Origin of the sequence: Roseibium litorale (genome assembly GCF_014842915.1) — a bacterium.
GTDB lineage: Bacteria > Pseudomonadota > Alphaproteobacteria > Rhizobiales > Stappiaceae > Roseibium > Roseibium litorale.
This window is the reverse complement of the sequence record NZ_JACYXI010000012.1, coordinates 174,253-186,116: the sequence shown is the minus strand read 5'-3', so window position 1 is coordinate 186,116 and position 11,864 is coordinate 174,253. Positions and strand designations below refer to the sequence as shown.

Below are 11,864 nucleotides of genomic sequence, written 5' to 3'. Positions count from 1 at the left end.
AACCTCATGAGCGTGGTATCCTTCGCGTGCTTCGGATTGTTTGCGGGCGTGCGGACAGCGGCCCAATCAACTCTCCAAGCGGGAAAAGGAAGCGGCAGGGAGCCATGATGACTGCGGGTGAAAACCCAATCCCCGCACGGTCGCCTGCCACTGCTCTCCCGGCAGTTTAGGGGCCGGGAGAGCACCCCATCATAACATCGGCAAGAACAAACAATCCCGGACGCAGCGAAGCGGAGATCCGGGATCCACTCATTCGCAGAGCTTTTCTTGAAACAGTAACGGCTCGCAGCAAAAAGTGCCTCGAGAGCCGTTTCGGCGGAACGCCTTCGTCGCCCCTCTACTGCCTGCGTTCCCGTACTGGCGAGTGGGCCCCGCCTCGCGCTCCGCTTGGCCGGGGTGACGAGGTTGGATGCGGTGACGTCTCCAAGCGGCCGCGCCTCATGGAAGATGCATCACCCGTCCTGCCCCGCCTCCTTCACCGCCTCATAGCCGTCGAGTGCAGCCTGGCGGGCTTTGGCGTGGTCGACGATGGGCTTCGGGTAGGTCTTGCCAAGCTCCACTCCGGCCTTGCGCAGGGCCGCTTCTGGCGCCTCGAACGGCGCGTGGAGATAGGCCGTGTCCAGCTTCGCGAGTTCCGGCACCCATTTGCGCACGTAATCGCCTTCCGGATCGAATTTTTCACCCTGGGTCATGGGATTGAAGATCCGGAAATAGGGCGCGGCATCCGCGCCGCTGCCGGCCACCCATTGCCAGCTGGCAGAATTGTTCGCGAGATCCGCATCCACAAGCGTATCGCGGAACCATTCTTCGCCATGGTGCCAGTGAAGGCGCAGATGCTTGATCAGGAAGCTGGCGACAATCATGCGCACCCGGTTGTGCATCCAGCCGGTCTGCCAAAGCTCGCGCATGCCTGCATCCACGATCGGATAGCCGGTCTGGCCACGCTGCCAGGCCTTCAGGTCCTCTTCGCTCTCCCGCCAAGGATAGGCATCAAAGGCCGGTTTCCAGTTTTCCTCCGGCAGTTTGGGGAAGTGATAGAGCAGATGATAGGAAAACTCCCGCCAGGCCAATTCACTCAGGAATTTCCAGCCGTCCTTCTCGTCATCAGGACAGGCCTCAATATGGTTCAGGGTCTCATGCCAGACCTGGCGCGGCGAGATTTCACCGAAATGAAGATGGGCTGAGAGCCGCGAGACATTGGGAAGATCCGGACGGTTGCGCAACTCGCCATAGCCGGAGAGCCCTTCCTTCAGGAACTGGGACAGGCGCTCCGCAGCCCCCTCCTCGCCCGGTGACCAAAGATCGTCCCAGCCCTTGGCCCAATCGGGACGCTTCGGAAGCAGTGAGAAGCTCTCCAGTTCGTCGCTATCGCAGCCGGAAAGGGTCTCGATCTTGTGCGGCGTTGCCAGAGGCTCTGGCACTTCCTCCTCCTTCGCTGCCCGCCAAAAGGGCGAATAGACCTTGTAAGGGCCGCCAGACTTGGTCTGCACCTCAAAGGGTTCAAACAGGAGCGAGGCCTTGAAGCTGCGCACATCAAGGCCTTTGGCCTTCAGATCCGCCTTGATGTCGCTGTCGCGGGCAATGGCATGTGGCTCATAGCAACGGTTCCAGTAGACAGCTTTGATCCTCATCTCCTCCACGAGATGAGGAATGATGGAGCGCGGATCGCCCTTGCGCAACACCAGACCGGGCAGCGCCTTTTTCAAGGAAGCCAGAGAGTGATGCAGCCACCAGTGGCTGGCGCCCGTGAGCGGATGACTGTCTCCCACCGCCTTGGCGTCTTCCAGAATGAAGACTGGCAGGATCTTGCCTTTTGCCACGGCTTCGCTGAGCGCGGGATTATCGGCCAGGCGCAGGTCCTGGCGGAACCAGACGAGGGTGGTCATGAGAGCGGCGGTCCAAATCAAGCGGTTAGAACAGATAGTTGATACGGCATATGGGGCAATCGGATCACCGGAACAGCTCCCACTTTGCCGTACATCTGTTGAGATGTGATGGTCTCCGCGCACCTGCCCGCCTTGAAGCCCGGCCCATTCGGAGACATATTGCTGTCATGAAGACGCGCCGGGCCAAACCGGCGGGTATGAGGGAGCATGCGATGAGCAATGGTGACACCGGGCAGCCGATCCTGGCCGAGAGCGCAGAAACGCGCCAAGCCGAGCCCGCCAATGCCGCCGGCCCCTCCCCGCTGATGATCGACCCCTTCGGCCGTGCCGTGACCTATTTGCGGGTCTCGGTGACGGACCGCTGCGATTTCCGCTGCGTCTATTGCATGGCGGAAGACATGACCTTCCTGCCCAAGCGCGAGGTTCTTTCTCTGGAGGAACTGGACCGGCTCTGCACCGCCTTCATCGAGAAGGGCGTGCGCAAGCTGCGGCTGACTGGCGGCGAGCCCCTGGTGCGCAAGAACATCATGACCCTGATCCGCGGTCTGTCGCGCCATCTGGACAGCGGCCTTCTGGAAGAGCTGACGATCACCACCAACGGCTCCCAGCTCGCCCGCCTCGCCGGTGAGCTTTATGACGCGGGCGTGCGCCGGATCAATGTGTCGCTGGATACACTGGACGAGCAGCGGTTTAAGGCCATCACCCGCTGGGGAGATCTGGGCAAGGTGATGGACGGCATCCGCTCTGCCAAGGAAGCCGGGCTGCAGATCAAGATCAACATGGTCGCACTCAAGGGCGTCAACGAGCATGAGATCATTCCGATGATGGAGTGGTGCCATGCCAACAGCCATGACCTGACCCTGATCGAGACCATGCCGCTTGGCGAGATCGACGGCGACCGGACCGACCAGTATCTGCCGCTGTCCCTGGTCCGCAGCCGCCTGGCCGACCGCTTCACCCTGACGGACATCCCCTACAAGACCGGCGGCCCGGCCCGCTATTCCAAGGTGGAGGAAACCGGCGGGCGGATCGGCTTCATCACGCCGATGACCCATAATTTCTGCGAAAGCTGCAACCGGGTGCGTGTCACATGCACGGGCCAGCTCTACATGTGCCTGGGCCAGGATGACATGGCGGATCTTCGTGCCCCGCTCCGGGCGTCCGAAGGCAATGAGCTCTTGAGCGACGCCATTGACGAGGCCATCGGCCGCAAGCCCAAGGGCCACGACTTCGTCATCGACCGCCGCACCCGCCAGCCCGCCGTCTCCCGCCACATGAGCGTGACAGGCGGCTAAGCCCCTCACCCGGACCTGCGGCAAGGCTCCCTCCGGAGACCTTTGGAAAACCAGACTGAAGGCACAGGTACGGCCTCCATGATCGTCATCCCGGCCAAGCCACGCGCGAGCCGGGACCGGTGAGCCAGAAGCCTGTCAGGTTAAAGTGCTATAATATCAAAGCACCTATGCTCACCGGTCCCGGATCTCAGGCTTTGCCTTCGTCCGGGAAGACGAAGGATAGACTTGTCATCCGCCGGTTCAAGAAAGCCCCTTGGGGGAGGGAAATCTGCTGATCCCCCTTCAGGCTTCCGCCTGCCGGCCGCTCGTAAAAATCCCGAGAATGCCGCACCAGGTCAGAACGATATAGATCCCCATGACCAGAACCATCGGCCAGCTGTCCTGCGGGAACATGGTGTCGGAGAGGAGCCAGGCGACCAACGTGCTGCTGACCGCGCCCATACCAACTTGAAGCGAACCGATCAGGCCGGAGGCGGAGCCCGCAAGGTCCGGGCGCACGCTGACCGCACCGGACATTGCACTCGGCAGGCAGAGACCGTTGCCGAGCCCGACCAGAACCATGGGCAGGAACAGCATGAGCTCCGAGCGGATGCCCATCACCATGGTTCCGATCACCAGACAGGCTATGGCAAGGGTCGGGAACACAGTGCCGGTGACCACCATCGGCACCAGCCCCACCCTGGAGGCCACCCGGCCGGAAATACCGTTGCCGACGAAGTAACCGAGGCCCACGAACATGAAATAGAAGCCCATTTCCTCCGGCCGCATGCCCAGCTGGCCAGCCGCAATGAAAGGCGTGCCGCCAAGATAGGCGAAATAAACCGAGGACGTGAAGCAGGCCGTCAAGGCAAAGGCCCAGAACACCGGCTCGCGGATCAGAGACCTGTAATTGCGCACCAGTCCCTGAACGCCAGCCGTTCCATGCGCTCTCACTTTGTTCGTCTCGTGCAAGGTCAGGAAGGACGCCGCCAGAACCGAAGCGCCCAGAATCAGCATGAGCCAGAAGCCGCCCCGCCAGCCATAGCTGGCATCCAGAAAGCCGCCAATCGCTGGACCGAAAGTGGGGCCAACCGTCATGCCCATGGTGACATAGCCGATCATGCTGGCCGCCCGGTCCCTGTCATAGAGATCGCGCACGATGGCGCGGGCCAGGGTCAACCCCGCGCTTCCCCCCACCGCCTGCACGATGCGCGCCGCGATCAGCAATTCGACGGTCGGAGCAAGCAGGCAGAGCACGCTCCCCAATGTGTAGACGGCCATACCTATGAGCACGACCGGACGGCGGCCATACCGGTCAGAGAGCGGCCCAAGCACAAGCTGAGCGAGGGCAATCGCAACAAACGGCAGGGACATGGTCAGCTGCACTTCGGCAGCCGTCGCCCCGAAAGCCTGCATCATCCCGGACAGGGACGGCAGGTAAATGTTCATCGACAGGGGAGAAAGGGTCGAGATGGCGACCAGAACCGGAATAGACGGCGCACTTGCCTTGGCAGTAGATAACGGCTGCAACATGATCTTCTTGAAAGGTAGCGGACAAAGGGATCTCAGAAAGAAGACGGCAGAGCTGTCCGAGGGTGCTGACAAACCTCTCAATTCGTCTTCCCGGACGCAGCGAAGCGGAGATCCGGGACCGGTGAGCCGAGTTGCTTTGATCGATAACTAACTGAAACCGATAATTTTCGGGCTCTCCGGTCCCGGGTCGCGCTGCGCTTGCCCGGGATGACGATGGAGGGTTTCATACCTTTGTCATCAATCTCAGACGGCAGAGCCGTCCCCACACACTAGGAACAGTTCGCTTCGCTTACAAGTCATCATCTGCGCCGCAGCGCAACCATACCGGTTACCGGCGCCGTTTTAACCCTTGGCCGGAATGCGCGACAGCCGCCGCTCCCTGAGGAAGGTGTAGATGCCCGTCAGCACGACAATGATCGTGCCCGCGACGGTCATCAGATCCGGCACCTCGCGCCAGATGAAATAGCCCAGGCCCAGCGCCCAGAGAACTGAGGAATAACGGAAAGGCGCAACCACGGAGATATCGCCGGAGCGCATCGCCAGAATGATGAAGATATAGCCGACCGTGATGAATCCGGTCGCCCCGGCCAGAAGAGACATGGACCCCATGTCTACGGGCTGCCAGTCTTCGGCAAGGGTCATCACGCCACCAAGTATCGCTACGCCGACAGTCGTAGACAGGGCGACCCCGAAGGTCGGAACCGTGGCAGGCATCTGCCGGGTCGCCAGATCCCGAAGGGCCATGAACATGACCGCAGCCAGAGCCAGCAGCGACCAGGCATTGAAGCCCTCCAGTCCCGGCCGCACGATCAGCACGACGCCGCAAAAGCCGACCAGGATGGCCGTCCAGCGCCGCCAGCCCACCGGAGCCTTGAGAAAGATCGCGGCGGCCGCCGTCACCACAAGCGGCAGGGCCTGAAGGATCGACGTGATGTTGCCGATCGGCATCTGCATCAGGGCTGTCAGGTAGAGGACGGTGGAGCCCACTTCCGCGAAGGTGCGCAGTAGAACCAGCGGATGCACCAGCCCGCGCCAATTGCGGAACACCCCGGTGAAATGACAGATAACAACCATGATGACGCCCGTCATGATCGCGCGCAGGAGGATGATCTGGCCGAGCGGAAGGTCGCCGGCGACCACCTTTACCAGGCTGTCATTGATGATGAAGGCTGCATTGGCAACCAGCATGGCCGAGATTGCACGGCCGTTCCCCATCAAATCCAAGGTCGCTCTCCCAGCAGGGCACAGGCCCGGTCAGGGCTGCCTGCCGGGCTTTTCATAATCTCTCGAGTATCCGGCTTGAAGCGGCGTTCGGGAGGCTTGTCCATCCCCTTCGCCAATCATGCAGGCACTTGCCGGAGCCTCCGCCATGCGGCCCGTTCCGGCAAGTGCGTTTAGCACCAAATCAGGTCCGTTGAAAATCTGATTCAACCACCTTGATGATTGATTCAAACGGACCGGATAACTCTTTGGAATTTAATATAAATCCCAACCCTGTCAGCGCTGAGGCATCACTCGAAGACGATTTTCGGCGCAGCCCTCTGGCCGCCCTCCTCGTTCTGGCGCACCTCATCCATCACCTTTGCCGCGATCTCCCGGTAGACCTTCGCATGAACGCCATCCGGTTCGCTGGCGACAATCGGTGTTCCGGCATCGGAGGTTTCCCGGATCCGGATATCCAGCGGCACTTCACCGAGGAAAGGCGCACCGAGCTTTTCCGCTTCCGCGCGTGCACCGCCATGACCGAAGATGTCATGCCGTCCACCGCAGTCCGGACAGATGAAGTAGCTCATGTTCTCAACAATGCCGAGGACCGGCACGTCGACCCGCTTGAACATGTTGAGCCCCTTGCGGGCATCGATCAGTGCCAGATCCTGCGGCGTGGAAACGATCACTGCACCTGCCAGCGGCACCTGCTGGGCCATGGTCAACTGGGCGTCGCCTGTTCCCGGAGGCATGTCAACCACCAGAACATCCAGCTCACCCCACGCCACTTCCCGCAGCATCTGGGTCAGGGCAGAAATCACCATCGGTCCGCGCCAGATCATAGGCGTGTCTTCCTCGACCATGAAGCCGATGGACATGACCTTGACGCCATAGCCCTCAAGCGGCTTCAGGATCCTGCTATTGGCGGGATCAACAGGTTCCGGCCGGCCGGACACCTTGAACAGCCGCGGCACGGACGGGCCGTAGATATCCGCATCCAGAACGCCGACCTTCAGCCCGTTGGCCTGCATGGCCAGCGCAAGGTTTGCCGTGGTTGTGGACTTCCCGACGCCGCCCTTTCCGGAGGCAACGGCGATGATGTGCTTGACCCCCGGAACGCCCGGCTTCTGGCCCGGCTTTTCCGGCGCCGTTGCCCGCCCTTTGGCAGGCGCCCCCATGGAGGCCTTGGGGGCTGAGGGAGCCGGGGCGCTGCCTGCGGCCCGTTCTGCCGTCAGCGCGACCATTGCCGTCTCGACGCCGGGAACCTCGCGCACGACCTTTTCTGCTGCCTGGCGCAAAGGCTCCAGTTCACGCGCCCGCTCGGCCGGAACGGTGATGGAGAAGGCCACCCGACCATCCGACACAAAAACATCCGAGATCAAACCGAGAGAAACAATGTCCCCCTCCAGGTCCGGTCCCTTAATCGTGGACAGCCGTTCCAGCACGGCCTTCTTGATCGTCTCGCTCATTGCTTGCGCCTTTTCTACGGCGTTTGGGGTTCGCATCCGCAGGCCCGGCTCTCCACCGGACAAAACTCAGGCGCCTAACGTAGTCATGGAACGGCAAGCGTCAATCGCAGCGGCCCTGCCGGATTGACACGGCAGCGTTATCCCCAGCCATGTCGGCGGCAAGCCGCTTGACCCGTTTTCTGCCAGCAAGGTTGAATAGGCGTCGCTGCGCCTGAGGCTTGGACAAATCCGGTATGTGGTGAGTGTGTCAGATGACGAGAGACCGCCAATACAGTTTTCGCAAAGTGACGCTGGACGATCTGCCGTTGCTGGCAGCCTGGCAATCGGCCCCGCATGTCCGCCAATGGTGGGAGTCTGCGGAGCCCTACAGCGCCGCAGACCTGGCCGATCCAAAGGCCGCCCGATGGATTGTATCGACTGCAGGCCGGCCCTTTGCCTTCATGCAGGACTATACGGTTCATGGCTGGGAGGATCATCATTTTGCCGGACTTCCCAAGGGCTCACGGGGCATCGATCAATATATTGGCGACCCGGAAATGACCGGTAGAGGTCACGGACCGGCGTTCATCAGCGCAAGAATGAACGCCCTCTTCGAGGCGGGGGCGCCCGTCATTGCCACCGATCCTCATCCAGAAAATGCGCTGGCGATTGCCGTCTACAAGAAACTGGGATTCGAGCCTGCCGGTCCGCCAGAGATGACGCAATGGGGTCTGATCCTGCCGATGCTTGCGAGGAGGTAACCGCACCGCAGCTTGCCTCTTTGCGCCAAGAACCTGCCTGAGTTCTGAAGGATCAAAAGCCATTCCCCCGGTGTTCGGGGCCGATGAGCTGGACCTGTCACATGTCCTTCACACCGGTGGTGCAGATCAGCATCAGCGTCCGGAGCCTGGCTCCGGTTTGCCGTGTTTCATCTCTCACAGCCCCTCAGGCACCTGCCCTTACGGACGCTTGCGCATGTCGTCCGAGTGAGGCAGCCTGCTGCCGGTTCAATGGGTTCCATCCTCTCCGGAGTTGCCGTCATGTCTTTGTTTTCAAGTACATCCCTCAGCCGCCGCACTCTGTTGAGAGGGGCAGCGGCAACCGGCTTTGCAGCCTTCCTTCACCCCTACTCCCTGCGCGCGGCGGAAGGCACGGCTCATCTCCGTCTGATGGAAACCACGGATCTGCACGTCCATGTGTTCCCTTATGACTATTACGCCGACAAGCCGGTCGACACCGCCGGTCTTGCCCGCACGGCCAGCCTGATCCGCGCCATCCGCAACGAGGCGACCAACTCGGTTCTCGTCGATAATGGCGACTTCCTTCAGGGCAACCCGCTGGGTGATTACATTGCCTATGAGCGCGGCATGAAGGACGGCGACCTGCACCCGGTGATCAAGGGCATGAACGTGCTCGGCTTTGATGCAGGCACGCTTGGCAATCATGAATTCAACTATGGTCTTGAGTTCATGAGCAAGGTGCTGGCTGGAGCGAATTTCCCGGTCGTCTGCGCCAACCTCGCCAAGGGTGACCTGGCCGCCAATGCCCGGGACGACAGCCTGTTCCTGAAGCCTTATGTCATCGTTGAAAAGACGATCCAGGACGGCGCGGGCAAGAGCTACCCGATCAAGATCGGCTTCATCGGCTTCGTGCCGCCGCAGATCATGAACTGGGACCGCGGCCATCTGGAAGGCAAGGTCAACACCCGCGACATCGTCGCCGCCGCCAAGGCCTTCGTGCCGGAAATGCGCGAACAGGGCTGTGACCTGGTGGTTGCCCTCTCCCACTCCGGCATCGACGGCTCGACCTATGCGGAGGGCATGGAAAATGCCTCCCTGCATCTGGCGGCAGTCGACGGCATCGACGCGGTCTTCACCGGCCACCAGCATCTTGTCTTCCCCGGCCCGGACTTCAAGGATGTGCCGGAAGTCGATATCGAAAAGGGCACGCTCTTCGGCAAGCCCGCAGCCATGGGCGGCTTCTGGGGCTCGCACCTGGGCGTCATCGACCTGATGCTGGAGCGTGAGGGCAACGGTTGGAAGATCGCCGGCTTCACCACCGAGGCCCGCCCGATCTATGAAAAGGAAGGCCGCACCGTGACGCCGCTGGTGGAGAGCCAGCAGGATGTTCTGGACGCAGTGAAGGAAGACCACGAGGCAACCCTCGCCTATGTCCGCCGCCCGGTCGGCAAGACCTCGGCACCGCTCTATTCCTACTTCGCTCTGGTCGCCGATGACCCCAGCGTCCAGATCGTTTCCAAGGCTCAGACCTGGTACATGGCGCAGATGATGAAGGGCACCGAATGGGAAGGCCTGCCGATCCTCTCCGCAGCAGCCCCCTTCAAGGCCGGTGGCCGTGGCGGCCCGTCCTATTACACAGATGTTCCGGCGGGCGATGTCGCGATCAAGAATGTGTCCGACCTCTACCTCTACCCGAACACCGTGCGGGCCGTCGCCATCACCGGCGCGACCGTGAAGGAGTGGCTGGAGCGTTCCGCGGGCATCTTCCTTCAGGTCGAACCGGGCAAGGCCGATCAGCCGCTGATCAATCCGGAGTTCCCGAGCTACAACTTCGATGTCATTGATGGGGTGACCTATCAGATCGACCTGAGCCAGCCATCGAAATACGGTCCGAAGGGCGAGCTGATCAACGAAGGCGCAAGCCGGATCGTTGACCTCAAGTATGATGGCAAGCCGATCGATCCGGACGCCAAATTCGTGGTCGCCACCAACAACTACCGCGCAGGCGGCGGCGGCAACTTCCCGGGCATCAACGACAGCGTGATCGTCTTCGTCGGTCCGGACACCAACCGGGACGTTCTGGTCCGCTACATTGTGGAACAGGGCACGGTGAACCCGTCTGCCGACGGCAACTGGACCTTCAAGCCGATGGACGGCACCACGGTACTCTTCGACACGGGCCCCGGTGGCAAGGACTATGCGGCTGCGGTCAAGGGCGTGAAGATCGAACCGGCGGGCGACGGCGCGGACGGGTTTGCCCGCTACCGTATCGCGCTCTAAGTAGACCAATACCCCCAACGAACGCACCGCCGGGGCCTCTCCGGCGGTGTTTTTTTGTTTGCAAACAGGAGCCATTCGAATGACGTCCATACTGATCACCGGCGCAAACCGCGGCATTGGCTTTGCTATGGCCAAGGCTGCTCTGGCAAGAGGCTGGACCGTCTATGGCTCTGCCCGCACCGAACCGCTGGCAGCTGACATGGCCAAAGGTCTGCCGGGATTGACCCCGCTTGTCTTCGACGTCACCGACCGCGAAGCGGTGGCTGCTGCCGCCGGGAAGGTGGACGGCAGCCTGGACATTCTGATCAACAATGCAGGGATCATCGGCCCGTCCCGCCAAGCCACGCTCGACATGGATTTCGATGGTTTCCTGAAAACACTCGAGGTCAACACGGTCGCGCCCCTCGCCGTATCTCAGGCCTTCCTGCCGAAGCTTAGGGCCTCCGGCTCCGGCCGCATTCTCAGTATCTCCAGCCAAATGTCCTGGATGGGCTATCAGACCTCCGACCGGATTGCCTACCGGGCTTCCAAGTCAGCCCTCAACAAAGTGATGCAGGGCTTAGCAACCGATCTGGAAGATGACGGCATTCCGGTCGTGGTCATTGATCCGGGCTGGGTGAAAACCGATATGGGAGGATCAGATGCGGACAACGAACCGGAACGGGTCGCAGAAGGCATTCTCTCCATTGCGGACAAGCTAACCATTTCTGTCACCGGCACATTCTTCAAGTGGACGGGCGAGGAAAGGCCATTCTAGAAGGGACTCATCGTCATATTTCCGGAGATCCGCCGATGCCCTGGCCCGAGCCTGTTACCCTTGAAGGCAAACTCGCAACCCTTGTCCCGCTGACTCAGGCTCACGCGGAAGACCTTGCGGAAGCCGCTGCGGAGGGCGGGCTTCACCGTCTGTGGTACACGGCGGTTCCCGCCCCGGAAAAGGTTCCGGCGGAGATCGGCCGGCGGCTTGGGCTTCAGGCAGCCGGATCGATGCTCGCCTTTGCGATTCTGTGCGCGGAAAGCGGCAATGCGGTCGGCATGACGACTTACATGAACATTGATGCAGCCAACAAGCGCGTGGAGATCGGCTCCACCTGGTACCGTCCAGCGGTCCAGCGGAGCGGCCTCAACACCGAATGCAAGCTCATGCTGCTGCGCCATGCCTTCGAGACGCTTGGTTGCATCGCCGTCGAGTTCCGCACCCATTTCATGAACCGGCAGAGCCGGGCCGCAATCGAGCGGCTGGGCGCGAAGCTGGACGGCGTCCTGCGCAGCCACCAGAAGCTGGCGGATGGCTCCCTGCGCGACACTTGCGTCTATTCCATCGTTGCCAGCGAGTGGCCCGCGGTGCGCAATCACCTCACCTGGCAACTGGATAGACACCGCTGAGTCCAACAAGCGTTTCTGGGCAACGGGTTTTGCGGCTGCTCAGATTGAAAATGCACCGGAAAATCCCGCCACCACTCTCCATGCCGTCCCGGCCTAGAGCCGGGACCTGCC

Annotated in this window: 9 protein-coding genes; 5 read left to right on the top strand and 4 right to left on the bottom strand. The window is 61.5% G+C overall.

Features of this window, described 5'->3' with window-relative positions:
- Positions 1 to 452: 452 nt before the first annotated feature.
- Positions 453 to 1,886 carry a cryptochrome/photolyase family protein gene (locus tag IG616_RS17930; RefSeq protein ID WP_192149546.1) on the bottom strand — a complete coding sequence of 478 codons (1,434 nt, stop codon included), beginning with the start codon at positions 1,884 to 1,886 and terminating at the stop codon, positions 453 to 455.
- A 305-nt stretch (positions 1,887 to 2,191) separates the two neighbouring features.
- Between IG616_RS17930 and moaA the strand changes: the two genes are divergently transcribed.
- The gene (moaA, locus tag IG616_RS17925; protein ID WP_246476299.1) at positions 2,192 to 3,181 is read left to right on the top strand and encodes a GTP 3',8-cyclase MoaA; all 990 of its coding nucleotides are present in this window, start codon (positions 2,192 to 2,194) and stop codon (positions 3,179 to 3,181) included.
- Between the two features lie 282 nt (positions 3,182 to 3,463).
- Here moaA and IG616_RS17920 read toward each other — a convergent pair whose 3' ends face one another.
- The 3 genes from IG616_RS17920 to apbC form a co-directional block, all read right to left on the bottom strand.
- Positions 3,464 to 4,693: a multidrug effflux MFS transporter gene (locus IG616_RS17920; protein WP_192149544.1), complete on the bottom strand. Its 1,230-nt coding sequence runs from the start codon at positions 4,691 to 4,693 to the stop codon at positions 3,464 to 3,466.
- 342 nt (positions 4,694 to 5,035) lie between these two features.
- The gene (locus IG616_RS17915; protein WP_246476298.1) at positions 5,036 to 5,908 is read right to left on the bottom strand and encodes a DMT family transporter; all 873 of its coding nucleotides are present in this window, start codon (positions 5,906 to 5,908) and stop codon (positions 5,036 to 5,038) included.
- Positions 5,909 to 6,204: 296 nt separating this feature from the next.
- Positions 6,205 to 7,368 carry an iron-sulfur cluster carrier protein ApbC gene (gene apbC, locus IG616_RS17910; protein ID WP_192149542.1) on the bottom strand — a complete coding sequence of 388 codons (1,164 nt, stop codon included), beginning with the start codon at positions 7,366 to 7,368 and terminating at the stop codon, positions 6,205 to 6,207.
- A 251-nt stretch (positions 7,369 to 7,619) separates the two neighbouring features.
- On the opposite strand from apbC, the gene IG616_RS17905 reads away from it, so the two are divergent.
- The 4 genes from IG616_RS17905 to IG616_RS17890 all read left to right on the top strand — a co-directional run bounded on the left by IG616_RS17905 (position 7,620) and on the right by IG616_RS17890 (position 11,753).
- Positions 7,620 to 8,108: a GNAT family N-acetyltransferase gene (locus tag IG616_RS17905; RefSeq protein WP_192149541.1), complete on the top strand. Its 489-nt coding sequence runs from the start codon at positions 7,620 to 7,622 to the stop codon at positions 8,106 to 8,108.
- A gap of 279 nt (positions 8,109 to 8,387) precedes the next feature.
- Entirely contained in the window at positions 8,388 to 10,367 is a 1,980-nt protein-coding gene (locus IG616_RS17900; RefSeq protein WP_192149540.1) for a bifunctional 2',3'-cyclic-nucleotide 2'-phosphodiesterase/3'-nucleotidase, read from the top strand.
- A gap of 79 nt (positions 10,368 to 10,446) precedes the next feature.
- A complete protein-coding gene (locus IG616_RS17895) occupies positions 10,447 to 11,124 on the top strand; it encodes an SDR family oxidoreductase (RefSeq protein WP_192149539.1) in 678 nt (225 codons plus the stop codon).
- 35 nt (positions 11,125 to 11,159) lie between these two features.
- Complete coding sequence (locus IG616_RS17890; RefSeq protein ID WP_192149538.1) at positions 11,160 to 11,753, top strand: GNAT family N-acetyltransferase; 594 nt, start codon at positions 11,160 to 11,162, stop codon at positions 11,751 to 11,753.
- Positions 11,754 to 11,864 lie beyond the last annotated feature (111 nt).